Consider the following 26,042-nt stretch of genomic DNA (forward strand, 5'->3'; position numbering starts at 1 on the left):
TGCGATATCGGCCAGCGTGGTCCCCGCGGCTGACCTGGTCATCGTGGGATCCGACAAAGCCACGAAATTTCGCCGTATATCTGGACCACTCCTTGTGGGGGCGGACATACTTCGCCCCGTTAACTGGGCGATTCGTACGATTCCGGATCGGCGGGGTGGATGGCAGGATGCCCGCCATGGCCGTGCATCCGAGGCACCCCTGGGCCGCGTACCTGGGCCGCCGCTTCCTCCGCTTCCTGCTCTCCCTGGCCTTACTGATCACGGCCACGTTCGCGATGGTGCACGTCATCCCGGGCGACCCGGTCAGGGCGGCGCTCGGCATCACCGCCTCACCCGAGCTGGTCGCCGCCCGCACCCACGAACTGGGCCTCGACCTGCCGATCTGGGAGCAGTACGCGCGCCACCTGGGCGGCCTGTTCACCGGCGACCTGGGCGAGTCCATGGTCTCCGGCCTGCCGGTGGCCCAGACCATCGCCGACCGCCTGCCGTACACCGCCCTGCTCGCCCTCGTCGCCTTCGCGGTCGTGATGATCACCGCGATCCCGGTCGGCATGGCGATGGCCGCCTGGACCCGCGGCGGCCGGCGGCGCGGCGCGGAGCTGCTCTTCACCGGGGTCAGCGGCCTGCTGGCCGTCGTGCCCGAGTTCCTGCTCGCGGTCGCGCTGATCGTGGTGTTCGCGATCACGCTGGAGGTGCTGCCGGTCGCCGACGTCACCGGCGAGATGGGGCCGCGCTTCTACGTGCTGCCCACGCTGGCGCTGGCCGTCGGCCCGGCCGCCGCGCTGGGCCGGATCGTCCGGGTCGAGGCGCTCGGCGTGCTGTCGTCCGACTACATGCGCACCGCCCGCGCCAAACGGCTGCCCGCCCGGCTCATCCACCTGCGGCACGCCCTGCCCAACCTGCTCACCGGCGCCCTCACCATCGGCGGCCTGCTGATCTCCGGGCTGATCGCCGGCAGCGTCCTGGTGGAGAACGTCTTCGCCTGGCCCGGCCTCGGCAGCGCCCTGGTCGACGCGATCAAGGCCAAGGACTACCCCGTCGTGCAGGGCGTCGTGCTCGTGTACGGCGGCGCCGTGCTCCTGGTGAACCTCGCCGTCGACGTGGCCCTGGGCAGGCTCGACCCCCGCTCCACGATCCGGGAGGACTGAATGCGCAGGCTCCGCAGCCCGCTGGGCGTCGCGGCGGTCGTGTCGCTGGCGTTCCTGCTGTTCGCCGTCGTGCTCGGCCCTGTCATCTGGGCCGACGACGCCGTCAGGACCGACACGCTGGCGCTCACCCAGGGCGCGTCGGCCGCCCACCCGATGGGCACCGACGGCCTCGGCCGCGACGTGCTGGCCAGGGTGATGGTCGCCGCGCGCCCCACCATCGGCCTGGCGCTGCTCGCCACGGGCGTCGCCGTCGCCGGCGGGCTCCTGCTCGGCGGTCTGCCCGCCGTGCTCGGCCGCCGCGCCGGGCGGCTCGTCAACGGCTTCATCGGTCTGGTCGTCGCCTTCCCCGGGCTGCTGATCGCGCTGGTGCTCGCGGTGGTGCTGGGCACCGGCGGCCGGTCGGCGGCGCTGGCGATCGGGCTGGCGAGCGTGCCGGCGTTCGCCCGGCTCACGCAGACGCTCGCCGCCTCCGTCGCCGGACGCGACTTCGTGGCCGCGGCCAGGGTGCTCGGCGTCGGCCGGGTCCGGATGCTGGTCCGGCACATCCTGCCGAACATCGGGGAGCCGCTGATCGTGCAGGCCACCCTCGGCGCGGGCGGCGCGCTGCTGGCCTTCGCCGCGCTGTCCTTCCTCGGGCTCGGCGTGCAGGCGCCCGACTACGACTGGGGGCTGCTGCTCAACGAGGGCCTCAACCGCGTCTACCTCAACCCGGCCGCCGCCCTCGCCCCCGGCGTCGCGGTCGTGCTGGCCGGGCTGGCGTTCAACGTGCTGGGCGAGTTCGCCGCCCAGGTCTTCGGCGGGCGCGCCGCCGTCACGCGCCCGTCCGGCCGCTCGGCCCGGCCCGTGCCCGGCGACGCCCTCACGGTCACCGGCCTGCGCGTCTCGTACGGCGACGCCGCAGCGGTCAAGGGCGTGTCCTTCACGGTCGCGCCGGGCGAGCGCGTCGGCCTCGTCGGCGAGTCGGGCTCCGGCAAGTCGCTCACCGCGCTGGCCGTCTCCGGCCTGGTCGAACCACCCGGCGTGGTGTCCGGCTCGATCACGGCCGGCGAGACCGCGATGGTCTTCCAGGACCCGATGACCTCGCTCAACCCCGCCCTGCGGGTCGGCACCCAGCTCGCCGAGGTGGCCCGGACGCACGGGCGGCTGGCCCGGCGGGCGGCCTGGGAGCGGGCGGTGACCCGGCTGGACGACGTGCACATCGCGGCGGCGGCACGCGTGGCCGCGCAGTACCCGCACGAGCTGTCGGGCGGCATGCGCCAGCGCGCGATGATCGCGATGGGTCTGATGGGCCGGCCGCGGCTGATCATCGCCGACGAGCCGACCACCGCGCTGGACGTCACCGTGCAGAAGCAGATCCTCGACCTGCTGCGCGAGGTCAGCTCCACCACCGGCGCGGCGATCCTGCTCATCTCGCACGACCTCGCCGTGGTGGCGCAGCTGTGCTCGCGGGTGCTCGTCATGTACGCCGGAGTGATCGTGGAGGACCTGACCGTCGAGCGGCTGCTCGCCGGGCCCGCCCACCCCTACACACGGGCGCTGCTGGCGTCGGTGCCGGACATGGCCGCCGACCGCTCGCTCCCGCTGGCCACGATCCCCGGGCGGATGCCGTCACCGGCCGACCCGACGGCGGGCTGCCCGTTCGCGCCGAGGTGCGAGCGGGCGGACGAACGCTGCCGGAACGAACTGCCCGCCCTGGAGGCGGGCGTGCGCTGCTGGCACCCGGTGGACAGGCCGGTGGCGAGCGACGCGATGCGGCCGGAGAGTCCGGCCGGGACGATCTCAGGGTGAACGATCCGAGAGACAACGATCAGAGGGTGAACCGTCTGAGAGGGAACGAGGTGGGATCGTGACGGCGCTGGAGTTCCACGACGTGCGGGTCCGGCTCGGCCGCGGCCGCCACGCGGCCGAGGTGGTGCGCGGGGTGGACCTGGAGGTGCCCTCGGGCACGGTCGCCGGCCTGGTGGGGGAGTCGGGCTGCGGCAAGTCCACGCTGGCCAGGGCGGCGGTGGGGCTGGTGCCGCTGGCCTCCGGCCGGATCACGCCGGACCGGAGGCGGGCCGTCCAGCTCGTCTTCCAGGACCCGTACTCCTCACTGGACCCGCGCATGAGCATCGGCGCGGCCATCACCGAGGCGCTGCCCCGGTCCGGCCGGACGGCCGGTGAGGTCGCCCGGCTGCTCGGACTGGTCGGCCTGGAGCGCGAGCACGCCGCCCGGCTGCCCCGGCACCTGTCCGGCGGGCAGCGCCAGCGGGTGGCCCTGGCGCGAGCGCTGGCGGCACGGCCCGAGGTGGTGATCGCCGACGAGATCACCTCGTCGCTCGACGTCTCGGTGCAGGGCATGGTGCTCAACCTGGTGCGCGAGATCCAGCGCGAGCTGGGTCTCACCCTGCTGTTCATCTCGCACAACCTGGCCGTCGTCAGGTACGTGAGCGACCGGGTGGCGGTCATGAGCCAGGGCCGCGTCGTCGAGCAGGGCCCGGTCGACGCCGTCATGTCCGACCCTCAGGACCCGTACACCCGTACCCTCCTGGAGTCGATCCCGAGGCTGCGCCAGTGAGTGGGGCAGTTTAAGATCACGGAAATGAAGCGTGTCGCCGTGTGCGTGATCATGTCACTGGTCGCCGCGTGTGGGGCCAACGGTGAGCTCTCCGGCTCCGGCACGCCGAGTCGCTCCGTGGCCGCGCCCCATGAGCCGCCCTCGGCTCGCCCGTCTCTTGGAGACGGGCCGGGCGACAGGACGACCAAGACTCCCATCCCTGCCCGGACGAGACGGTCAGCGGGCCGATGGAAGGTCGTCTACCGTCAAAAGGGCGACGACAGGGAGCAAGTGTTTCAGTCGGTGATGTTCACCGACGTCGCGGCGGTGGGCGAAGACAGAGCCTGGGCGGTGGGCGAACGCGCCTACAGCACTGCCGGGCACGAGCCGTTGCTGGCGGAATGGGACGGCAGGCGCTGGCGCAAGGTCATGGACGCTCTGCCCAAGGAGGTGCGCATGTGTCACCTCACCAAGGTGGACGCCTCCGACCCCGGCAACGTGTGGGTCATCGCTCACGATCCCGAAGGCGGCGAGGACGGGCTGCTCCACTTCGACGGGCAGCGATGGTCCCACACGCCTGGGATGCGGCAGGAGGAAGTGCTGGCTCTGCCCGGCGGTCGTGCATGGACGTTCGGCCGCAAGGCGCGCTATTTCGACGGGAGTCGCTGGACCGACCACCCGATCCCCATCAACGTGCAAGCCGCTCAGGCGTTGTCGCCGGAGAGCATCTGGGCGGTGGGTGAGGTTTCCACGCCATGTGGCAGGGGGACCTGCGGTGTCCCGGCCGCCGCGTATTTCGACGGGAGATCCTGGCGGCGGACGCCGCTTTCCGTGGCGGAGTCGGCAGTCAGCTTCGACACGACACTCAAAGCGGTTCTGGCTGTTGACGGCGACAAGGTGTGGGCCGCGGGCGGCTTCACGACCCCGGACGGCGCCTTTCGTCCAGTGCTGTACCAGTGGAACGGCGGTAGTTGGCAGGCCGTCGACGTGAGCGGCGGGCAGATAACCGGTCTGGCCCGCGACAGCCGCGGAGCGCTCTGGGCAGCCACCACCCGTTGGACACCTGAAGGCCCCGATGGCTATCGCCTGTTGACGCGGGGAGACGGACCATGGCGTTCCGTCCGGCCGCCTGGCCCCATCACCGCGGTGACCCAGACCGCAGGAGGGACGTTGCTGTGGGGCGTGGGGGGCGACAAGATCGTGCGATACATGACGTCATGAAGTCCCTGTTGTTGACCTGCGGACGGCCCGATGCTTAAACTCATCGCATAATGAATTATGCGCCGGGAGGTGCGGTCATGCGCAGGACGCCCGCGGCCGTGGTGAGCGCCGCCTTCTTCGCCGCCGCCCCCGGCACCGCCGCCCTCCTCGGCCCGTGGTGGGTCTCGGGCTGGCAGGCGCGTGAGCCGTTCGCGCCCTGGGCCATGGTCCCGCTGCGCGTGCTGGGGACGCTGCTCGTGGTCGCGGGGCTGGCGGTGCTGGTCCACGCGTTCGCCCGGTTCGTGGTCGAGGGCCTTGGCACGCCTGTCCCGATCGCGCCGCCCGAACGGCTCGTCGTGGGCGGCCTCTACCGATACGTGCGCAACCCGATGTACGTGGCGGTCCTCGGCTGCGTCGTCGGGCAGGCCATGCTGTTCGGCGACGGGCGGCTGCTGCTCTACGCCGTGGCCGTGGCGGTGCCCGTGGTGCTGTTCGCCCGCTTCTACGAGGAGCCGGCGCTGCGCCGCAGATTCGGCGCCGACTACGAGCGCTACCGCGCGGCCGTGCCCGGCTGGTGGCCCACGATCCACGCCTACCGGCCCTGAGGCCGCTCCACCTGGACGGGATCCCTGACGGGCAGCGGCCTGACAAGGGGGTGAAATCAGCAGATGTCTGGGCGAAAGCGTGCTGATATGTTCGCTGCGAGGCGACATGGAGATCACATCAGCATCCCTACCAGGCAGGTTGTCCCGAGTCGTGCGGCGAGTCGTGTCCCGGTTCCCGCGGCTGCCGTTGCTGGCCGGGCTCGTCGGCACGTCCGGTGCCGTCGCCGCGGTGGTGGCCGGGCCGTGGCCGGTGGCGGCGGGGGTGGCCGGGTTCGTCGGCGGGGCGGGGCTGGCCGTGGCGGGGCTGCGCGGGATCGTGGCCGCGCAGCAGGCCGAGCTGGACCGGCTGGGCGAGCTGGTCGACCGGCGGGCCGAGCAGGTGACGTCGCTCAGCCACGAGCTGCGTACCCCGCTCAGCATGATCAAGGGGGCCGTGGACCTGCTGGTGGAACGGTCGCCGGGGCCGCTGACCACGGCGCAGGAACGCTTCCTCGCCGTCGTGGACCGGCAGTGCGCGCATGTGATCGCGCTGTGCGAGAGCCTGCTCATCCAGGCGAAGATCGAGGCCGGGTTGTTCACGCCGCGTCTGGAGCGGGTCGACGTGTCCGTGATCGCGCGCGACGTGGTCACCGCGATGCGCGCGCTGTGCGCGGAACGCCGGCAGCGGATCACGCTGGACACTCCGCAGGTCACCCCGGACATCGCCGCCGACCCGCTGCTGCTCACCCAGGCGCTGACCAACCTGCTGTCCAACGCCAGCCGGTTCACCAGCGTCGGGGGCAGCATCGACGTGCGGGTGGCGGTCGTCGACACCGGGACCTACGTCGGGATCGCGGTGTACGTCACCGACGACGGCGCCGGGATGACGCGGGAGCAGCGCCGGCGGTTGTTCCACCGGTTCGCCACGGGACGCCCGCTGGCCGACGGCACCGGGCTCGGCCTGGTCATCACGAAGACCATCGTCGAGTTGCACGGCGGGTCCATCCTGGTGGACACCACGTCCATGCACGGCACCACCTTTCTGTTGAGCCTGCCCGGCTGAGGGGACCCGATGGCCACCGCTCTCGTCGTCGACGACGAACCGCAGATGACGGCGATCGTCGAGTTCGCGCTGCAGACACAGGGCTTCACGGTGCACACGGCACACGACGGCGCGACCGCGATGCACGTGCTGCGCACCTACGACGTGGACCTGGTGGTGCTCGACGTGCTCATGCCGACGCTCGACGGGCTCGCGCTCTGCGAGCGGATCCGGGCCCGGTCGGACGTGCCGATCATGCTGCTGACCGCGCTGGCGCAACACGAGGACATCATCGCCGGGCTGGAGCGCGGCGCGGACGACTACGTGACCAAGCCGTTCCACCCGAGGGAGGTCGCGCTGCGGGCGCAGGCGCTGGTGCGCCGCCGCCGGGGCGGCGGCGAGGGAGCGGTGCTGCGGGTCGGGGAGCTGGTCGTCGACTCGGCGCTGCACACCGTCACCGTGGCCGGCCGGAGGCTGGAGCTGCCGTACACCGAGTTCAAGCTGCTCGCCCATCTCGCGGCGCGGCGCGGCAGCCCGCAGTCGTGGCGGGACCTGCTGCGCGCGGTGTGGGGCACCGCCGATCTGGTCGGCGGCCGCGACGTGGTGAAGACCACCGTGTACCGGCTGCGGTCGCGGCTGGCCACGCTGGGCGACGATGCCGGGAGGTACGTCCAGACGGTGCGCGGCGTGGGCTACATGATGCCGCACCTGCCCCCCGGCGACGACGGCCCCTAGCAGGGGGGCTCCACGACGCCGCCCTGGCGCGTCGCGGGTGACGGCGCTGTCACCAACGCTCACGGCGCTGTTACGGAGCGGGGTGCGCGGCGGGCCTACCGTCGGTACACACCAACCAAGCGGCCCGCCCGCCCCGGCGCTGGTCGATCCAGGAGGCCCCCATGACTCCACACCTCAGCGGCCGCGCCCGGCGGTCGCTGCCGGCGCTGGCCGGCGTGATCGCGCTGGCCGTCACCGGCTGCGCCCGTACCTCGACCGGCCCGGCCGGCCCCGCCGACGCGGCCGCCGCGGACACCGGCAAGGTGACGGTGGCCTGCGGAGCCACGGAGGAGTGGTGCGCGGCGATGGCCGAGGGCTTCGCCACGGCGACGGGGGTCAAGGCGGAGTTCGTCCGCTTGTCCAGCGGCGAGGCGCTGACCAGGATCCAGGCCGGCCGGGCCAACACGGAGTTCGACGTGTGGCACGGCGGCCCCGCCGACGGCTACGCCGCCGCGGCCGGCCAGGGACTGCTGGAGAACTACGTGTCGCCGAACGCCGCCCCCATCCCCGCCCGGTACAAGGACGAGGCGGGCGCCTGGACCGGCGTCTACGTGGGCGTGCTCGGCTTCTGCAACAACACCAAGGTGCTGGGGGAGAAGGGGGTGACGGCGCCCGGCTCCTGGCAGGGCCTGCTGAACCCGGCGCTCAAGCAGAACGTCGGCATCGCCCATCCCTCCACCTCCGGCACCGCCTACACGGCGCTGTGGACCCAGGTGCTGCTCAACGGCGGCTCCGAGGACGGGGCGCTGGCGTACATGAAGAAGCTGCACCCCAACGTGCTGCAGTACAGCAAGTCCGGTGCCGCGCCCGCGCAGCAGGTCGCGCGCGGCGAGATCGGCGTCGGCGTCGTCTTCTCCCACGACTGCGTCGCGACCCGCGAGCAGGGCTTCACCGACCTGGAGGTCACCTTCCCGGCCGAGGGCACCGGCTACGAGGTGGGCGGCGTCGCGCTGATCAAGGGGGCGCACAACCCGGTCAGCGCGAAGAAGTACATCGACTGGGCGCTCACCGCGGCCGCCCAGGAGATCGGGCCGACCGTCAAGTCCTACCAGGCGCCGACGAACCCCGCCGCGAAGAAGTCGGACAAGACCGTGGACCTGGCGACGGTGAAGCTCGTCGAGTACGACAGCGTCGCCGCGGGCGCCGTCAAGTCCGCCCTGACCCGGCGGTTCGACACCGAAGTGGCGCAAGCCCCCAAGGACTGACGGCTTCGGCCGGGGGCGATACGAGGGCCCGCTCCCGGCCGGTTTCACCACCAGCGGGAGAACCACCATGACCACCCTGACCCACTCCTCCGATCCGCCGCCGCTCACCGGCGCCACCGGCCCGCCCGGCCCGCCCGGACCGGGACGCCGGCCCCGCCGCCGGCGCCGCGAACTGAGCGTGCTGCTGGCGATCGCCGCCTGCGTCGCGCTCGTCACCATCGGCACCGTCCTCCCCATCGGCGCGGTGCTGGCGTCGGCGTTCTCGGCGGAGGCGATACCGCGCTACGCCGAGTTCTTCACCTCGGCGGTGGATCTGCGCATCCTGTGGAACACCCTCGTCCTCGGCCTGCTGGTCGGGCTGGCCGGCACCGCGATCGGCTTCCTGTTCGCCTTCGTGCAGACCCGGCTGGACGTGCCGGGCAAGCGGGTGCTGCACCTGGTCGCGCTCGTGCCGGTGATCAGCCCGCCGTTCGCGGTGGCCACCGCCACCATCGTGCTGTTCGGACGGCGGGGACTGATCACCCACGAGCTGCTCGGCCTGGAATACGACATCTACGGGCTGGACGGCCTGGTGTTCGTGCTGGCGCTGTCCCTGTTCCCGGTGGCCTACCTGGGCCTGCTCGGCATGATGCGCGGCCTGGATCCGGCGATGGAGGAGGCCGCCATGACCCTGGGCGCGTCCCGCTGGCGGATCTTCCGCACCGTGATGCTGCCGCTGCTGGCGCCCGGTCTCGCCGCGCCGTTCCTGCTGTTGTTCGTCGAGGCCATCGCCGACCTGGCCAACCCGCTCGTGGTCGGCGGCGACTACACGGTGCTGGCCAGCCGCGCCTACCTGGCCATCACCGGCGAGTACGACACCACCAGCGCCTCGGTCTACAGCCTGATCCTGCTGGTGCCGTCCATCGGCGTCTTCCTGGCGCAGCGCTACTGGCTGAGCCGCAAGGTCCGCACCACCATCACCGGCAAGCCCTCGGGCAGCGTGCATCTGATCACCGGCTGGGTCCGCTGGCCCGTCTACGCTCTGGCCGTGCTCGTGGCGCTGGTCATCGTGGCCCTGTACGGCACCGTCATCGCCGGCGGCGTCACCCGGGTGTTCGGCGTGGACTACACGCTCACCTTCGCCCACCTGCACGAGGTGCTGCTCGGCGTCGGCCGGGAGGCGATCGCGGACACGGCCACGCTGGCCATCGTCGCCACCCCCATCGCCAGCGTGTTCGGCCTGGTCATCGCCTGGCTCGCGGTCCGGCACCTGCCGCGCGCCGGAGGCTGGCTCGACTTCGCCGGCACGCTCGGCGTGGCCGTGCCGGGCACCGTGCTCGGCATCGGCTACCTGCTCGCCTACCGGCCCGACCGGTACGTCGGAGACCTCCTGGTGCTGCCCGGCCTGGTCGGCGGCAGCGCGATCGCCGGCGGGTCGATCGCCATCGTGCTGGCGTACATCGTCCGCTCGGTCCCCGCCGGGCTGCGCACCGGCACGGCGGCGCTGTCCCAGCTGCATCCGAGCCTGGAGGAGGCGTCCACCGACCTCGGCGCCGGGCCGCTGCGCACGTTCCGCAAGGTCACCCTGCCGCTGATCCGCCCCGCCCTGCTCACCGGCCTCAGCTACAGCTTCGCCCGGTGCATGACCTCGATCTCCACGATCATCCTGCTGGTCACCCCGGGCACCCGCATCATCACCTCGCAGATCCTCAGCGCCGCGAGCACCGGCCGGTACGGCGTGGCGTTCGCCTACTGCACGGTGCTGACCGCCATCGTGCTCGCGGGCTTCGGGGTCATCCGGCTGCTGGTCGGACGGAACGCCACACTTCACCGGGTCGCCGGCTCCACCGAAAGGCACAGACGTTGACCGCCACGCGCGTCACCACCGATTCCGAGAACGCCGGCCGCCTCCATCTGGACAGGCTGACCAAGAGGTTCGAGAGCCGCGGCGCGGCGCCCGTCGTCGCCGTCGACGCGGTCACGCTCGACGTCGCGCCCGGCGAGTTCATCACCCTGCTCGGCCCGTCCGGCTGCGGCAAGACCACCACCCTGCGCATCGTGGCCGGGCTGGAGGAGGCCACCAGCGGACACGTCCGGCTCGACGGCGACGTGATCGACGCGATGCCGGCGCAACGCCGCCCGATGGCCATGGTGTTCCAGAGCTACGCCCTGTTCCCGCACCTCACCGTGAGCGAGAACATCGCCTACGGCCTGCGTACCCAGCGGCGCGGCAAGGACGAGACCGAGGCCGCCATCAAGATCGCGCTCACCAGCATGAACCTGCTCGGCCTGGAGAACCGCAGCCCGCACGAGCTGTCCGGCGGCCAGCAGCAGCGCGTCGCGCTGGCCCGCGCGCTCGTCGTCCAGCCCAAGGTGCTGCTCTTCGACGAGCCGCTGTCCAACCTCGACGCCAAGCTGCGCGGCGCCATGCGCGCCGAGATCCGCCGCATCCAGCGCCGGCTCGGCATCACCAGCCTGTACGTCACGCACGACCAGGACGAGGCGATGACCATGTCCGACCGGGTGGTGGTGATGAACAAGGGCCGGATCGAGCAGGCGGCCGCCCCCGCCGACATCTACTTCCGCCCGGCGACGGTGTTCGTCGCGGACTTCATCGGCCGGGCCAACTTCATCGAGGTCGTCCCGGAGCGGATGGACGCGGACGGCACGGTGATCAGCGCCCTGGGCCGGGAGATGACGGTCGCGGCCCACCCGGACGTGCGCGCCAACGGCGCCGCGTACCTCATGCTGCGGCCGGAGACCCTCTCGCTGGCCGCCGCGCCCGAGGGCGGCGTCGGCTCGGTGCTGCGCTCCACCTTCCACGGTCACAGCGTCGACTACGAGGTGGAGACGAACGCCGGGACGCTCGCGGTGACGGTGCCCGGCCCGGAGCCGCGGCGCCTGCTCGCCGAGGGCACCCATGTCACGGTCACCATCGACCCGGCGCGGGCGTACGTCCTCAACAAGGACTGACCAGCCGTGCCGCAAGGGGCCGGAGGTGGCCCGCCTCCGGCCCCCGGCCGGGTCAGCCGGTGACGGTCACGGTCGTGAGGGCCGGTGAGGCCAGGATGTCGGCCTCGCAGAAGCGCTGCGTGATCCAGCGCTTGGCGGAGAACTCCACGGTCTGGTCCGCGTAGTGCGGCGAGTTCGGGTTCTCCGACTGTGAGTACGTCAGGAATCCGCGCACGTCAGGGCAGGCGTCGCCGTCGAACGACACCGCCTGGACGTAGCTGGAGCCGTGCAGCATCTCGGTGTAGCCCTTGGCCGGGTCCCACTGGGCGATGTTCACGTTGTAGATGCCGCCGGTCGAGCCGCCGCCGTGGATCGGGATCCGGGTGCCGTTGCGCGTGGCGTAGTGGTGGTCGCCGAACCTGGCGTTGTACGCGATCCCGGCCGACGCCAGGTCCCGCAGGGCGTTGCCGAAGTCGATGCGGTGCCCGGCCGCCGCCGCCATGCCGTTGGGGGTGCCGATCGGGTCGGTGGCCGTGAACGGGTTCTTCCACGGGTTCTTCGTGGCCTGCTCCACGAGGGTCGCGCCGAGCGTGGCCCGCTCCCAGAAGCGCTGGAACAACAGTGCCCCGCGGCTGTTGACGTCGTTGCGCCCGTCCCAGTTCGCCAGCACGTCGCAGGAGTCGCCCACCGCGATCGGGCCGACGTCGGACGGGGCGAAGCCCAGCGGCATGCTGCGGCACATCGCGACCGTGTCGGCGAGGGCCAGGGTGGCGGCGTGCGACCGGTTGGAGAAGACCAGCCCCTCCATCGACGCCCGGGTCAGCGAGGCGCCCAGGGCCGGGATCGCCGTCAGCCCGTACCTGGTGCGCAGGTCCTGCGCGATGTTCGTCTTCACCATGGCCCGGGGCAGGGTGGTGAACCAGTCGGAGGCGTGGTGGTTGACCAGCCACGGGCTGTCGTTGGAATTCTGCACGTACGTCCGGACCGTCTTCGACGGCTGGTTGGCCGGGCCGAACGTGCCCGGCACCAGGGCGTCCGGGTCGTCGCCCGGCACGCACGAGGAGCGCGTGCCGTCCAGGATGGTCAGGTAGTAGTTGGCCACGGCCTGCCCCAGCACCGTGAGACAGTCGGCGGCCTTGGCGTCGGAGACGTTCGGCACGACCTGGATGTCGGCGAAGTAGGCGTTGCCCGCCGAGTCGGCCGCGATCGTGTTCACCCACGGGATGCCCTGGTTGGCGCGCAGGGCCCGGTCGATGTCGGCCGTGCTCCGCGCGTGGTCCATGTCGAACCACGCGTTGACCGCCCGCAGGTTGTCGATGTTGGCGTCGGCGACGGAGAACGCCAGCATCGCGCCCCACGGCAGCGGCAGCGGCCCCACCTGGGTGGTGACCGGCCCGTAGCGGCTGTACCAGAGCCTGCGGGTCACGGTGCCGCCGCCCAGCACGGGCACCGCGAAGGACCGGCTGGTCATCTGCTCGATCCGCCCGTCGACCAGGTAGGAGGTGGGCGAGCCGGGCACGGTCTTGAGGTCGTGGACGACGAACGGGTAGGCCGCGCTCACCGTGTGGCTCCAGGCCACGCCGGAGGTGTAGCCGATCTGAACGCCCGGCAGGCCGAGCAGCGAGCCGCCCGACACGTCGAGCGTGCCGGGGATGGTCAGGTGCGACTGCCAGAAGCGCAGGCCGTCGTGCCAGGGGAAGTGCGGGTTGCCCAGCAGCAGGCCGCGGCCGTTCGCCGACAGGGCGGAGCCGGCGGCGACCGCGTTACTGCCGAGTTGCCGCTCGGAGACCATCTTCTGGGCGGCGGCGACGGCCTCCTGCTCGGTCGTCTCCTCGGTCGAGGTGCCGCGTGCCGCGTCGGCCCGCGCGATGCCCGCCGCCGACTGGCCGAGGCCGCCGTACATGAGCCGCGCGTAGACGAACTTCCAGGCGTCGTTCTCGGTGATCGGCCGCAGCCACGGCTTGCCGGCGCACCGCGCGTCCGTGACGCCACCCTGCGAGAGCAGCTTGTTGTAGCCGGCGACGTAGCCCCGGATGATCTCCAGCACCTCGGCCCTGGGGCCCAGCGGGTACGGCTTGGCGAGCAGTTCCTCCAGCTTCCCGGTGGCGAACAGGCCGCGGAAGAAGACGTCACTGTCGATGTTCTTGCTCGCCGTGGAGTAGACGTTGGAGGCGGGCACGCGCAGCGGCTCGGAGTTCACGCCGGACGCGTCGCCGTCGGGGCCGAAGAACAGCGACCGCTCGCCGCGCACGGTCACGTACCCGTTGGCGAGGGTGCAGAGGTTGTCCTTGGCCATGGCGTAGCCCTGGCCGAAGCCGGCGTCGCCGTAGCCGGTGGCCGTGATGTGCGGCACGCCGTACTCGGTGTAGCGGATGGTCGCGGTGTAGCCCGTGGCCTGGGCGGTCGAGGCGGGTGCCACCACGCCCACCGCCACCAGGGCCAGCGCGCCTAACAGGCGTCTGATCATGCCGCGAGTGTCCGTCCGCGCCCCCGGCGGTGCATCGTCGAATCAGCCCAACGGGCCGCCGGTGGTTGGGCTGATCGGCCACAGCCGGTGGCCGGCCCGGGGCGCGGGCGCCGTCAGGCGATGCGCGTCAGGTCGCCGCCGCCGACCGGGTGCCGCTGCGGGAGCCCCCCGGCGAAGCTCTCCAGCTCGTCGAGCGCGGCGTCGGCCAGCCGGTGCGTCTCGGTGCCCATCGCGCCCGCGATGTGCGGGGTCAGCACGACGTTGGGCAGCGTGTACAGCGGCGAGCCGGCGGGCAGCGGCTCCGGGTCGGTGACGTCGAGGACCGCGTCCAGCCGCCCGGCGACGCACTCGGCGGTCAGCGCGGCGGTGTCGACCAGGCTGCCGCGGGCGGTGTTGATCACGGTCGCGCCGTCCGGCAGCAGGGCCAGCCGCCCGCCGTCCAGCAGATGGCGCGTCTCCGGCAGCTCCGGAGCGTGCAGGGTGACCGTGTCACTGCCGCCGAGCAGCGTCTCCAGCCCCACCAGCGTGACGCCCAGAGCCGACGCGTCGGCGGCCGAGGCGTACGGATCGGTGGCGAGCACGCGGACGTCGAACGGGCGGAGCAGCTCGGCGACCCTCCTGCCCACGCGGGACAGGCCGACGATGCCGACGGTGCGCCGGTAGTTGGACGGGTTCGGCGGCGAGTCGCGCCACGGCCCCCAGACGCCCGGGTGGCCGGTGTAGAGCGCGGCGAAGCGGTGGGCGCGCTTGCCGGCCATCAGCACGGCCGCCAGCGTGTATTCGGCGACGGGGATCGCGTTGGCCGCCGCCGCCGACGTCACGACGAGGCCCCGGTCCCAGCAGGCGGACGTGACGTGCCCCTTGACGCTGCCGGCCGCGTGCAGGACCGCCCGCAGCCGCGGCGCGCGGGCCAGCACCTCCACTGTCAGAGGCGGGCAGCCCCATCCGGTGATGAGCACCTCGGCCTCGGCCAGCCGCTCGCGCGCCGCCGCCGAGTCGAGCTCGGCCACCTGGACCGGGTCACGCACCGCCGCCAGCCGCGCGAGCCGGTCCCGGCGAGGCTCGTCGAACAGCTGCTCGTACGTCTCGCCCGCCATGACGACGAGCACCTCGGGCCGGTTCTTCACCGCGATGAACTCCTGGGGCCGAATGCGGGGACTCCGGGGACCACCGTACTCTCGGCGTCCTGCCCGGGACCGCCGTCGCCGGCCGTGGCCTCCGTTCGGGTGGCCGCGTCGAATCCGCGCCGGGGCTTGACCATGACGCTGCGTCAACCCCCCATGCTGGCCGTCATGAGCATCCTTCCGACAACCGATCAGGTTCAGGGGCCGGCGATCCACGCGCGGGGCCTGGAGAAGGCGTACAAGGAGCTGCGAGTGCTACGCGGCGTGGACTTCGAGGTGGCGCGGGGCAGCGTCTTCGCCCTGCTCGGCTCGAACGGGGCGGGCAAGACCACGGTGGTGAGGATCCTGTCCACGCTGCTCAGGGCCGACGCGGGGACCGCCCGCGTGAACGGCTTCGATGTCGTGACGCAGGCCGCCGGCGTACGCGGGTCCATCAGTCTCACCGGGCAGTTCGCGGCGGTCGACGGGATCCTCACCGGGCGGGAGAACCTCGTCCTGGTCGCCAGACTGTGGCATGTCGAGGACCCTGGCGTGGTCGCGGACGACCTGCTGAGGCGCTTCTCGCTGACCGAGGCGGGCGCCCGGAGGGTGGCGACGTACTCCGGTGGCATGCGCCGCCGTCTGGACCTCGCGATGAGTCTCGCCGGGAGTCCACCGGTCATCTTCCTTGACGAGCCGACGGCCGGGCTGGACCCCGAGGCGCGCGTCGAGGTGTGGCGGGCCGTCAAGGAGCTCGCCGAGGGCGGCACGACCGTGCTGCTCACCACCCAGCACCTGGAGGAGGCGGAACACCTCGCCGACCGGATCGCGATCCTCCACCAGGGCCGGATCATCGTCAACGGCACCCTGGCCGAGCTCAGACGGCTGCTGCCGCCCGCCAAGGCGGAGTACGTCGAGAAGCAGCCCTCCCTCGAAGACGTCTTCTTCGCGGTCGTCGGCCATGCCGGCGAAGGCGACAGGGACGGTGCCGCCGGCAGGGGCCGCCAAGACCACGAAGTCCGGCCGACCGAGAAGTGAGGAACGACAATGGCCACGCGTTTCCTGGGTGACACCGCCGTCCTCACCGGACGGACCCTGCGCCACGTCACACGCAGCTTGGACACCATCATCACGACCGCGATCACGCCGATCGCCATGCTGCTGCTGTTCGTCTACGTGTTCGGCGGCGCGATCGACACCGGGACGGTCTCGTACGTGAACTACCTGCTGCCCGGCATCCTGGTCATCACGATCGCCTCGGGCATCGCCTACACCGCGTTACGCCTCTTCACCGACATGCAGGGCGGGATCTTCGAGAGATTCCAGTCCATGCCGATCGCCCGCTCGTCCGTCATGTGGGCGCACGTGCTGACCTCACTGGCCGCCAACCTGATCTCGCTCGCGCTCGTCGTGCTCGCCGCCCTGCTCATCGGCTTCCGCTCGGGCGCCGGAGTGCCGGCCTGGCTCGCGGTCGCCGGCATCCTCATCCTGTTCACCCTGGCCTTGACCTGGATCGCCGTCATCCCCGGCCTCACCGCGAAGAGCGTGGACGGCGCGAGCGCGTTCTCCTACCCGCTCATCTTCCTGCCGTTCATCAGCTCGGCCTTCGTCCCCACCGACACCATGCCCGGCCCGCTGCGCGCCTTCGCCGAACACCAGCCGGTGACCTCCATCGTCAACGCCATCCGCGACCTGCTCACCCAGCGGCCGGTCGGCGCCGACGTCTGGACCGCCCTCGCCTGGTGCGCCGGCGTCCTCGTCGTGGCCTACCTCTTCGCCGGCCTCACCTACCGGCGCAGGATCTCCTGAGCCGGCGTCGACCGGGTCCGGGCGAGTCGAGAGCAGAATCAGAGCATGCTGACGATCGGTCAACTCGCGGCGTACGCGGGTGTCACGGTGCGGGCGGTGCGGCACTATCACCAGATCGGTCTCCTGCCCGAGCCGGAGCGGGATGCCTCGGGCTACCGGCGATACGGCGCGACGGCGGTCGTGTCCCTCATCAAGATCCGCAGCCTCGCCGGCGCCGGCGTGCCGCTGTCCCAGATCGGTCAGATGCTCGACGCCGATCCGCCGGCTTTCGCCGAAGCGGTCCGGAGGATCGACGGCCGCCTGCGCGAGGAGATCGAACGGCTGGAGACCAGCCGCGAGCAGATCGCGCGGCTCGCCGCCGGGGACAGTCTGGCGCTCCCGCCGGAGGTGACCTTCTTTCTGGACCGGCTTCGGGAGATCGGCGCGTCAGAGCGGATGGTCGAGGCTGAGCGGGACGGGTGGATCCTGGTCGCGGCCCGCTGGCCCGACTACGTCCGCGACATCATGCCCGGCAAACTCGCGCAGCTGGAGGACCCGCACATCGTTCGGCTCTACCAGGTCGGGTCGGCGCTCCTGGAAAGCGGCACGGGCGACGACCCGCGTCTGGAGGAGATCGCCGACATCCTGGCCGGCCTGGCCGAGCAGGCGCACACCTCCGGCGAGCTGCTGCCCGACGATCTGGCGTACGACCTGGTCGACGCCCTTCTCGTCGAGGCCGACCCGAGGTCGGAGCGGCTGCTGGCCCTGCTGCGCGAGCGTGGCTGGGCCGGTTGGACCCGGCCGGAGCGGCTGGCACAGCCGCCCGGCCGGCCCGCGGACGCGTCACCCGCACCGGCGCCCGCGCCGGATCATCGACCCGGCTAGTAGACGACGACCGCGAAGACGGCCGCCACGAACAACCCCGCCATCACCGGGATGAACGCCTTGCGGGCCAGGTCCAGCACCGGCACCCGGGCGAACCCGGCCACCGCGATCAGCGACGACCAGGCGACGAGCACCCCGCCGCCGGACCAGATGGCGCCCATCTGGCCCACGGCGGCCAGCGTCGCCGGGTCCATCCCGACGGCCGGGCCGAGCGCGCCGGACAGCGAACCGGTCAGCGGCAGGCCCGAGAAGCCCGAGCCGTCCAGGCCGGTGATGATGCCCACGATCAGGATCGCGAACGTCATCAGGAAGCCGTTCTGCGGGATGCCCTGCTGGGCCCCGCTGACCAGGTCGAACAGGAAGTTGGGCGCCTGGGATCCCTCCGGCAGGCCCATGATGCGGCCGGCGAAGTCGGCGTTGCCGATGAAGAAGAAGCCCGCGATCGGCAGCACGATGCCCATCGCCTTGACCGCGAACACCAGGCCGTCCACCACGTGGTCGGCGCAGGTCTCCAGGGCCCGGCGGCCGTCGCCGACGAACGTGGCGAACAGCAGCAGCACCGCCACCACGCCGCCCACCAGCGCCGCCGCCTCGCCGCCGATGGTCTCGGGGACCAGGTCGGTGAACTTGCCCAGCAGCATGTAGCCGACGAGCGCGGCCAGCGTGAGAGGCACGATGATCGCGAACGCCTTGGACCGGCCCGCCCGCGACGTTCCGGAGCCGCCGCCGGACGGCGGCCCGGCGTCGGCCGTGGCCACCGCCGTCCCTCCGTTTCGCGCCGCAGGTTCGGCCGCCGTCACGAGGGTCGCCTGCCCGGCGGGCGGGCGGGGCACTCCCTTGGCGGCCTCGAGGTCCCGGACGGCCTGGGCGGCGGCCGGCTCCGCCAGGGCGGTGACCTCGGCCTTGCCCTCCCACCTCACCAGGTGCTCGACGCTCGGCTCGCTGATCGTCCTGCGCGCCATGAGATAGCCGAGCCCCAGGGCGATCCCGCCGACGATCAGCGACAGGACCATGGACCGGTCGGCCACCACGGTGGTGGACACGCCGGCCGCCTTGGCCGACAGGCCCGGGGCCACCTGCATGACGTAGTCGCTGGACAGCGCCATGCCCTGACCGGCGACGGCCATCGACAGGCCGGCCGCCAGTGGCGGCAGCCCGGCGCGAATCGCCGCCGGCAGCAGGATGGCGCCGATCAGCGGCACCGCCGGGGTCGGCCAGAAGAACAGGCTGATCACGTACGTCACGCCGGCGATCACCCAGAACGAGGCGTGCCCGTTGCGCATGACCGTGCGGAACGGCTCGATCATCCGCTGGTCGGCCCCGAGCGCCCGTAACGCGCCGAGCAGCGCGGTCACCAGGGCGATGATGAGGAAGATGTTGAACAGCTCGGCCGCCGCGGTCAGGCTGGCGCCGAAGACCGACTGCAGACCTTTCACCAGGTCGCCGGTGAAGGCCCAGGCGGTGAGAAAGGTGGCCGCCACCGCCGGGATGACGATGTTCTTCCGCGTGATCATGACAGCGATGATCACGATGATGCCGGCCAGATAGATCCAGTGAGCGGTGCCCAGGTTCATCGCATCTCCCATCAGGAGACTCGGGTTCGGTACGGCATCGCGTACCTGGCGGTAAGCAGATGCACAGAATCTGCTCGGTGTCCTGAACGCGGACAATGAGAAAACTGCACATTAGACACATGATCGTTTGTGCAGCTTGCCGGTGATGTGGCGTTCAAGGCCAACATTTCGGAAATGTGCAGATAGCCCATGTTTTCCGCCGCAGGTGCGGCACTTATCCCATATCGACGGTCTGGCTGCCTCGCCAACACTGAGTCCGGTGCGGGTGGACCGGGCCGCCTCCGGCCGGAGCCCGGAGACCGCGGCGGGGCCGTACCTGATGGCGAAGGAGGAGCGGGCGTGGGCATGCATCGCGGGCTCAACCTGATCGGCGGGCAGTGGGTGCCGGCCCGGAGCGGGGCGACCTTCGTCCGCGAGAACCCGGCGGACCCCGACGACCTCGTCGGCGAGTTCCCCGAGTCGGCGGCGGCCGACGTCCGGGACGCGGCCGAGGCGGTCGCCGAGGCCGCCCTCCACTGGGCGGCCACCACGCCGGACCGCCGCGCGCGGGTGCTCGGCGACGCCGCCGACCTGCTGGAGGCGCGCCGCGAGGAACTCGCCGCCGAGCTGGCCAGGGAAGAGGGCAAGAGCCCGGCCGAGGCCGCGATGGAGACCACGCGAACCCCGCTCAACCTGCGCTACTACGCCGCCGAGGCGCACCGCGTCGCCGGTGCCGCGCACCCCGCCGACGACGGCGGCCTCGTCTACACCTGGCACGAGCCGGTCGGCGTGGTCGGCGCGATCACCCCGTGGAACTTCCCGCTGAACATCCCCTCGCGCAAGCTCGGCCCCGCGCTCGCGGCCGGCAACGGCGTCGTGTTCAAGCCGTCGCCGATCACCCCGCTGCTCGCCCAGCGGCTGGTGGAGGCCCTGCTGGAAGCCGGGCTGCCGGCCGGGGCCGTGGCGCTCGTGCACGGCGGAGCCGAGGCCGGCGCGGCCGTCGCCGCCGAGGGACGGATCGGCGCCGTCACCTTCACCGGCTCCACCGCCACCGGCCGCGCCATCCACGCCGCGACCGCCCCGCCCCGCCGCGTCCAGCTGGAGATGGGCGGCAAGAACCCCGTCGTGGTGCTGCCCGACGCCGACCTGGACCGGGCCGCGCGGATCATCGTGAAGGGCGCCTTCGGCCTCAGCGGCCAGGCGTGCACGGGCACCAGCAGGGTCATCGCGCTGCCCGAGACGCACGACCCGCTGCTGGAACGGGTCGTCAAGCTCACCCAGGGACTCGACCTCGGCCCGCTCGCCGCCGCCTTCCAGCTCGACAAGACCCTCGGCTACGTGCGGATCGGCCAGGAGGAGGGGGCCGAGCTGGTCACCGGCGGGCAGCGCCTGCCGGGCAAGGGCTACTTCGTCACCCCGGCCGTCTTCGCCGGAGTGGAGCCCGGCATGCGCCTGGCCCGCGAGGAGATCTTCGGCCCGGTGCTGGCCTTCCAGCGGGCCGCCGACTTCGAGCAGGCGCTCGCGCTGGCCAACGACGCCGACTACGGCCTCGCCTCCGCGATCGTCACCCGTGACCTCGGCCGGGCGCTGGCCTTCGCCAGGAGGAGCCGCACCGGCCTGGTCAAGATCAACCAGCCGACCACCGGCATGGCGATGAACGTCCCGTTCGGCGGCATCGAGCAGCCGCTCAAGGAACAGGCCGGACCCGCGCTGACCCACTTCTACACCTGTGAGAAGACCGTGTACCTGTCGCCCCCGGAATAGGAGCCGGACATGCTGCTGTCAAAGGATGAGTTCCGCCAGGCACTCCAGGACGCCATCAAGGGCCGCCAGGCCGCCAACGCCAGCTTCAGCCAGGCCTGGGCCGACGGCAAGCTCAAGCGCGAGCACTTCGCCCGCTGGGCCGAGAACCACTACCACTACGTGGGCCCGTTCGCCGACTACCTCGCCTACGTCTACGCCAACACCCCCGACGAGTACACCGGCGCCAAGGACTTCACCCTGCAGAACATGTACGAGGAGGAGCTCGCCGACATCCGGCACACCGACCTGCTGATCAAGTTCGCCGAGGCGTGCGGCACCACCCGGGAGCGCGTCGAGGACCCCGACAACATGAACCCCGTCACCCGCGGCCTGCAGTCGTGGTGCTACGCGGTCTCCATGCGCGAGCACTTCGTGGTCGCCACGGCCGCGCTCGTGGTCGGGCTGGAGTCGCAGGTGCCGAGCATCTACCGCAAGCAGATCGTGCCGCTGCGCGAGGTGTACGGGTTCACCGAGGACGAGATCGAGTTCTTCGACCTGCACATCACCTCCGACGAGGTGCACGGCGAGCGCGGCTACCAGATCGTGCTCGACCACGCCGACACCCCCGAGCTGCAGCAACGCTGCCTGAAGATGTGCCGGTGGGGCGCGGAGATGCGCTACTCCTACACCCAGGGCCTGTACGACCACTACGTCAAAGCGTCATGACCTGGGTCGAGGTCGCCTCGGTGAGGGAGCTGGCCAGGCGCCGGCGCAAGCTGGTGTCCGTCGGTGACCAGCAGATCGGCCTGTTCCTCATCGGCGAGACCGTCTACGCCCTGCGGGACGTGTGCGTGCACAAGCAGCGATCGCTGACCCGGGGCACCGTGCTCAACGGCCGGATCATCTGCCCCGGCCACCAGTGGTCCTTCGACCCGGCCACCGGCCGGGCCGACGGCCAGGAGCCCTGCCAGCCCGTCTACCAGGTGCGGGTCGAGGACGACGCCGTGTACGTCGATCCCCGCCCGAGGGTCGCCGAGGAGGCCCGGTGATCCGGTCGCTGATCGTGGTGGGCGGCGGTCAGAGCGCCGCCGTCGCCATCCGGACGCTGCGCCGCCGCGGCTACGACGGGGGCGTGCTGCTCGTGGGCGAGGAACACGCCCCGCCCTACCAGCGGCCGCCGCTGTCCAAGGAGTACCTGGCCGGCGAGGCCGAGCCCGGCGAGCTGACCCTGCTCGACCCCGCCTGGTGCGCGGCCAACGACGTGGAGCTGCGGCTCGGCGTCCGAGCCGAGACCGTACGGGGCCGAGAGGTACGGCTGGCCGGCGGCGCGGTCCTGACCGCCGACGCGCTGCTCATCGCCACCGGCGGCAGGCCGCGCAGGCTCCCCGGAGTCGAGGGGGAGCGGGTCAGGTACCTGCGCACGGTGGCCGACTCCGACCGGCTCCGCGACGACCTGAAACCCGGCGCCCGCGTGGTCGTCGTGGGCGCCGGCTTCATCGGATCGGAGGTCGCCTCCACCGCCCTGGCCAGGGGCGCCGAGGTGACCGTCCTCGAATGCCTGCCCACCCCGCTCCGGCGGGTCCTCGGCGACGAGGCCGGGCGGGCGTGCGCGGCGCTGCAGCGCGCCTCCGGCGTGGACCTGCGCACCGGGGTGACCGTCACCGGCTACACCGAGACCGGTCAGGGCGCCGTCGTGACCACCGGCACGGGCCAGACCGTCGAGGGTGACGTGGTCGTCGTCGGCGCCGGGACGGTGCCCAACACCGAGGCGCTGTCCGGGTTCGCGCTCGACGACGGCGTGCTGGTGGACGAGCACTGCCGCACCGGCGTGGCGGGTGTCTACGCGGCGGGCGACGTGGCCAGGCACTACCACCCGCTGTACGGCAGGCACGTCCGGGTGGAGCACTTCGACCACGCCAGCGCGCACGGCGTGGCCGCCGCCCGGAACCTGCTCGGCCAGGCCACGCCCTACACCGCGCCGCACTGGTTCTGGTCCGACCAGTTCGACCGCAACCTGCAGTACGCCGGCCACGCCGACCGCTGGGACGAGATCGTGATCCGCGGCTCGGCCGGCGAGCTCGACTTCGCCGCCTTCTACCTGCGCGAGGGCCGGCTCGAAGCCGCGTTCGGCATGGAACGGGGCGGCGAGGTGGCCGTGGCCAGGCAGCTCATCGCCGCCCGCGCCGCGCCCGACCCGCGCGTGCTGGCCGACGAGGACACGGACCTGACCGACCTGTTGTGAGTGGAGGACGACCATGGACCAGCGGGACGACGACTACCAGCGGGTGGCCCGGTCCGGGCAGGTGCCCGACGGGATCGTACGGCGCTTCCACGTGGGGGAGGTCGAGATCGCGGTGGCGCGCTGGGACGGGCGCGTGCACGCCATGTCCAACTACTGCACCCACCTCGACTGCCTGCTCTCCTCCGGCCACGCCACCGAGGACGGGCTGCTCTGCTCCTGCCACGGCAGCGTGTTCGACTACGAGTCGGGCGAGCCGATCCAGCCGCCGGCCACCCGTCCCATCAGGGTGTACGCCGTCCGGGAGACGGACGGCGAGATCTTCGTCCGGGTCCCGCCGGACGCCACCGGCGGCCGGCCCCGCCGCCGCCAGAGCGGGGTGCCGGGCTGACGGCCGAGTCCCCGGTCGGGCTCCCGATCAGAGGTACGATCGGGAGCCCGGTCAGGGGACGAGGACGTCCTCGGCGGGCGGGGCGAGCTCCTCGGTGAGGGCGCCGGTGACCGTCGCCAGGGTGTCGATGTGGTGCGCGAGCCAGACCATGAACTGGGCGTCGGCCGACCTGATGTCCATGCGCAGCGCCCGCGACGCGCGGTCCAGCTTGTACAGCATGGTGTTGCGGTGCAGCTTGAGCGTGCGGGCCGCGGCGTTCAGGTTGCCCGCCGACTTGATGTAGGCGATCACCACCTGCTCCAGGTCGCCGGTCTGGCTGTGCACCCGGCGCAGCGACTCCAGGATCTCCCGCGCGAACGCCTGCCCCTCGGTGCTCGCGGCCACGTCCTTGAGCGCGGCGTAGATGCGCAGGTCGTCGTAGCCGCACACCGGCGCCGCGCCGGCGTGCCTGGCCAGGCCCATCGCCACCCGCGCCTCGTAGTAGCTGGCCGCCACACCGGCCGCGCCCTCGCCCGGCCGGCCCGACGTGATCCGCAGGTCGTCGCCCAGGTGCGGGGCGAGCGTACGGTGCAGCTGCTGCGCGAACTGGGTGACCGCGCGCTGCTCCTTCAGCGGGTCACCCTCCGGCACCTGCCTGATGACGACGATGACGGTGCCGACCGCCGCCGCCAGGGTCCACCGGTTGCCCGACGGCTCGACGCCCTGCGCGACGCGCGTCACGGTCGCCGCCCGCCGCTGGTCGCGCCGGCCCGTCGGGACCAGCGCGGCGGCCGTCACGGCGTGCACGGCGTAGCGGCCCGCGACGTCGAAGCCGTGGTGCCGGGCGCGGGCCGCCAGCGCGTGCGGGTCGGTGAAGCGCCCGTGCACCAGCGAGTCGACGAAGTCGCCGCGGGCCCGTTCCTCGGCCGCCCGGACCGAGCGCTGCCGCAGCATCTCCGAGCCGGTCAGCGTCGCGCCGTGTTCGGCCACCACCCGGTGCTGGGCCAGGTCGTGCTCGTCGGGCGGGGTGCGGGGTTCGACCAGGACCAGCCTGCCGTACAGGTCGCCGCCGACCACGATGGGCGCGATCAGCACCCGGGTCGGGCGCGGCGGCAGGTCCAGCTCCACGACGTCGGCGGCGGTGCCGTCGGCGCGGAGCTCCGGTAACCGCTCCGCCAGCAGTTCGGCGATCTCGCACGGGTCGAGGCCGGGGGAGTCGAAGCCGGCGTACGCCTGGGTCTCGCCGTCGGCGTCGAGCACGATCACCGGCCCGCGCGAGAGCCCGGAGATGGCCCTGGCCATGGCGGGGATCCCCGAGCCGCGGGAGAGCACCTCGGCCAGCGCCCGGTGCACCCGGGTGCTGTACTCCAGCACATGGGTGGCCTGGGCCAGGGCCTTCTGGCCGACGAGCCGGCCGACGGCCCGGTAGTCGGCGGTCGCGCCGAGGAGCAGCAGCGGCACCCCGGCCTCGTCCGCGGCCCCGGCCGCGGCCGCCAGGTCGGGCTCCGGCTCCTCCGGCGACGGCCAGGCGAGCAGCGCCGCCGCGTCGCGCCTGGCGAGGGCCGCGACCAGGCGGTGGGCCTCCTCGGAGCAGACCAGCGCCGAGGCCGGCAGGTGCACCGCCACGCCGGAGAGGTCGTCGTGCGCCCCCAGCTCCGACAACGGCAGGCACCAGGAGGCGGCCCGGTCCAGCCCCGCCTCACCTCCGAGCAGCCTGCCGCGCAGCAGGGGCTCCGTCAGGAGCTCTCGCAGGGGAATCCGTCCGTTGCAGTCGATGCCGTGACCGTTGTGCTGCTGATGTGCCATGTGCCCAAATCCTGTCCCGCTGGTTCGGCATTCTGTCCATTGATCGAGGTCAGGGTCGCTCGGAGACTGACGGGGTGTAGGAGGTCCCGTCTCGCAGCGGGAAGGAGTTCTCCACAGTTTGCTTTCTCCCGTTTTCTAGCGCAATAGCCGATTATTTCCGGCCAATTGGGCTAGAGCCGTGCGCGCTCGCTTGCCGTTCCTTGGAGGGATCATGCATCTCGTACACCGGTTGACGCTCGAAGACGCCCTCGTGATGCTCGAAGCGGCCGAGCAGGAGGCTCGGCGGATCGGCGTGCTGCAGACCATCTGCGTCGCCGACGACGGCGCCCATCCGATCGCGCTGCACCGGATGACCGGTGCCCGGCTGACCGGCGTGGAGATCGCGATCGCCAAGGCGTTCACGGCGGCGGGACACCAGCGGGCCACCCACCGCTTCAACGAGCCTCCGGACGGGCCCGCGCTCCCGGGCAACGAGGCCTTCGGGATCGCCCACATGCATCCCGGCAAGTTCGCGGTCTTCGTGGGCGGCTTCCCGATCGTGCACGAAGGCCAGATCGTGGGCGCGATCGGGGTGAGCGGGGGCAATGGCGATCAGGACAAGGCGGTCGGCGCCGCCGCCCTGCGCGCCTTCCAGGAGAAGATCGCCACCTCCGCCGGCTGACCCGGGC

At 72.2% G+C, this 26,042-nt stretch carries 23 protein-coding genes; 19 read left to right on the forward strand and 4 right to left on the reverse strand.

Going from position 1 to position 26,042, the window contains the following annotated elements; all coding sequences use genetic code 11:
* Positions 1–176 precede the first annotated feature (176 nt).
* The 10 genes from AC5L3X_RS19460 (at position 177) to AC5L3X_RS19505 (ending at position 11,441) form a co-directional block, all read left to right on the forward strand.
* Positions 177–1,148, forward strand: a complete 972-nt coding sequence (locus AC5L3X_RS19460; protein ID WP_225262208.1) for an ABC transporter permease — start codon at positions 177–179, stop codon at positions 1,146–1,148.
* The gene (locus AC5L3X_RS19465; protein WP_494858554.1) at positions 1,149–2,936 is read left to right on the forward strand and encodes a dipeptide/oligopeptide/nickel ABC transporter permease/ATP-binding protein; all 1,788 of its coding nucleotides are present in this window, start codon (positions 1,149–1,151) and stop codon (positions 2,934–2,936) included.
* 58 nt (positions 2,937–2,994) lie between these two features.
* Positions 2,995–3,705: an ABC transporter ATP-binding protein gene (locus AC5L3X_RS19470; protein WP_494858556.1), complete on the forward strand. Its 711-nt coding sequence runs from the start codon at positions 2,995–2,997 to the stop codon at positions 3,703–3,705.
* Between the two features lie 270 nt (positions 3,706–3,975).
* Positions 3,976–4,905 (forward strand): hypothetical protein, encoded by a 930-nt coding sequence (locus tag AC5L3X_RS19475; protein WP_494858558.1) that lies wholly within the window; start codon positions 3,976–3,978, stop codon positions 4,903–4,905.
* A gap of 77 nt (positions 4,906–4,982) precedes the next feature.
* The gene (locus tag AC5L3X_RS19480) at positions 4,983–5,489 is read left to right on the forward strand and encodes a methyltransferase family protein (protein ID WP_494858559.1); all 507 of its coding nucleotides are present in this window, start codon (positions 4,983–4,985) and stop codon (positions 5,487–5,489) included.
* Between the two features lie 151 nt (positions 5,490–5,640).
* Complete coding sequence (locus AC5L3X_RS19485) at positions 5,641–6,531, forward strand: sensor histidine kinase (RefSeq protein ID WP_494858560.1); 891 nt, start codon at positions 5,641–5,643, stop codon at positions 6,529–6,531.
* 9 nt (positions 6,532–6,540) lie between these two features.
* The gene (locus AC5L3X_RS19490; protein WP_494858562.1) at positions 6,541–7,245 is read left to right on the forward strand and encodes a response regulator transcription factor; all 705 of its coding nucleotides are present in this window, start codon (positions 6,541–6,543) and stop codon (positions 7,243–7,245) included.
* A 161-nt stretch (positions 7,246–7,406) separates the two neighbouring features.
* Positions 7,407–8,489 (forward strand): ABC transporter substrate-binding protein, encoded by a 1,083-nt coding sequence (locus AC5L3X_RS19495; RefSeq protein ID WP_494858564.1) that lies wholly within the window; start codon positions 7,407–7,409, stop codon positions 8,487–8,489.
* Between the two features lie 67 nt (positions 8,490–8,556).
* Positions 8,557–10,335 (forward strand): ABC transporter permease, encoded by a 1,779-nt coding sequence (locus tag AC5L3X_RS19500; protein ID WP_494858565.1) that lies wholly within the window; start codon positions 8,557–8,559, stop codon positions 10,333–10,335.
* Complete coding sequence (locus AC5L3X_RS19505) at positions 10,332–11,441, forward strand: ABC transporter ATP-binding protein (RefSeq protein ID WP_494858567.1); 1,110 nt, start codon at positions 10,332–10,334, stop codon at positions 11,439–11,441. The genes AC5L3X_RS19500 and AC5L3X_RS19505 overlap by 4 nt, the downstream gene beginning before the upstream one ends.
* Before the next feature lie 52 nt (positions 11,442–11,493).
* On the opposite strand, the gene AC5L3X_RS19510 is transcribed toward AC5L3X_RS19505, so the two are convergent.
* Positions 11,494–13,887, reverse strand: a complete 2,394-nt coding sequence (locus tag AC5L3X_RS19510; RefSeq protein ID WP_494858568.1) for a penicillin acylase family protein — start codon at positions 13,885–13,887, stop codon at positions 11,494–11,496.
* Positions 13,888–14,000: 113 nt separating this feature from the next.
* On the reverse strand, positions 14,001–15,014 hold the full coding sequence (locus AC5L3X_RS19515; RefSeq protein WP_494858570.1) for a hydroxyacid dehydrogenase: 1,014 nt from the start codon (positions 15,012–15,014) through the stop codon (positions 14,001–14,003).
* A 165-nt stretch (positions 15,015–15,179) separates the two neighbouring features.
* Between AC5L3X_RS19515 and AC5L3X_RS19520 the strand changes: the two genes are divergently transcribed.
* The 3 genes from AC5L3X_RS19520 to AC5L3X_RS19530 are packed head-to-tail and all read left to right on the forward strand — an operon-like array spanning position 15,180 to position 17,663.
* Positions 15,180–16,028, forward strand: a complete 849-nt coding sequence (locus tag AC5L3X_RS19520; RefSeq protein ID WP_494858572.1) for an ABC transporter ATP-binding protein — start codon at positions 15,180–15,182, stop codon at positions 16,026–16,028.
* Positions 16,029–16,037: 9 nt separating this feature from the next.
* On the forward strand, positions 16,038–16,799 hold the full coding sequence (locus tag AC5L3X_RS19525; RefSeq protein ID WP_494858573.1) for an ABC transporter permease: 762 nt from the start codon (positions 16,038–16,040) through the stop codon (positions 16,797–16,799).
* A gap of 45 nt (positions 16,800–16,844) precedes the next feature.
* Positions 16,845–17,663, forward strand: coding sequence for a MerR family transcriptional regulator (locus AC5L3X_RS19530; protein ID WP_494858575.1), 819 nt, complete (start codon positions 16,845–16,847; stop codon positions 17,661–17,663).
* Here the strand turns inward: AC5L3X_RS19530 and AC5L3X_RS19535 are convergent.
* Positions 17,660–19,237 carry a hypothetical protein gene (locus AC5L3X_RS19535; RefSeq protein ID WP_494858577.1) on the reverse strand — a complete coding sequence of 526 codons (1,578 nt, stop codon included), beginning with the start codon at positions 19,235–19,237 and terminating at the stop codon, positions 17,660–17,662. The two genes, AC5L3X_RS19530 and AC5L3X_RS19535, sit on opposite strands and share 4 nt — an antisense overlap.
* 345 nt (positions 19,238–19,582) lie before the next feature.
* Between AC5L3X_RS19535 and AC5L3X_RS19540 the strand changes: the two genes are divergently transcribed.
* Genes AC5L3X_RS19540 through AC5L3X_RS19560 form a run of 5 tightly spaced genes read left to right on the forward strand, consistent with a single transcriptional unit; the run spans position 19,583 to position 23,589 of the window.
* Positions 19,583–20,980, forward strand: a complete 1,398-nt coding sequence (locus AC5L3X_RS19540) for an aldehyde dehydrogenase family protein (RefSeq protein WP_494858851.1) — start codon at positions 19,583–19,585, stop codon at positions 20,978–20,980.
* A gap of 9 nt (positions 20,981–20,989) precedes the next feature.
* Positions 20,990–21,685, forward strand: a complete 696-nt coding sequence (locus tag AC5L3X_RS19545) for an iron-containing redox enzyme family protein (RefSeq protein ID WP_494858579.1) — start codon at positions 20,990–20,992, stop codon at positions 21,683–21,685.
* A complete protein-coding gene (locus tag AC5L3X_RS19550) occupies positions 21,682–22,008 on the forward strand; it encodes a Rieske (2Fe-2S) protein (RefSeq protein ID WP_494858581.1) in 327 nt (108 codons plus the stop codon). The genes AC5L3X_RS19545 and AC5L3X_RS19550 overlap by 4 nt, the downstream gene beginning before the upstream one ends.
* A complete protein-coding gene (locus tag AC5L3X_RS19555) occupies positions 22,005–23,201 on the forward strand; it encodes an NAD(P)/FAD-dependent oxidoreductase (protein ID WP_494858583.1) in 1,197 nt (398 codons plus the stop codon). The genes AC5L3X_RS19550 and AC5L3X_RS19555 overlap by 4 nt, the downstream gene beginning before the upstream one ends.
* 13 nt (positions 23,202–23,214) lie before the next feature.
* Complete coding sequence (locus tag AC5L3X_RS19560) at positions 23,215–23,589, forward strand: Rieske (2Fe-2S) protein (protein ID WP_494858585.1); 375 nt, start codon at positions 23,215–23,217, stop codon at positions 23,587–23,589.
* Positions 23,590–23,640: 51 nt separating this feature from the next.
* Here the strand turns inward: AC5L3X_RS19560 and AC5L3X_RS19565 are convergent, their stop codons facing one another.
* On the reverse strand, positions 23,641–25,374 hold the full coding sequence (locus AC5L3X_RS19565) for a PucR family transcriptional regulator (protein ID WP_494858587.1): 1,734 nt from the start codon (positions 25,372–25,374) through the stop codon (positions 23,641–23,643).
* Positions 25,375–25,585: 211 nt separating this feature from the next.
* Between AC5L3X_RS19565 and AC5L3X_RS19570 the strand changes: the two genes are divergently transcribed.
* Complete coding sequence (locus AC5L3X_RS19570) at positions 25,586–26,035, forward strand: GlcG/HbpS family heme-binding protein (RefSeq protein WP_494858589.1); 450 nt, start codon at positions 25,586–25,588, stop codon at positions 26,033–26,035.
* The last annotated feature ends 7 nt before the right edge of the window (positions 26,036–26,042 follow it).

This window comes from Nonomuraea sp. CX421 (assembly GCF_059358955.1).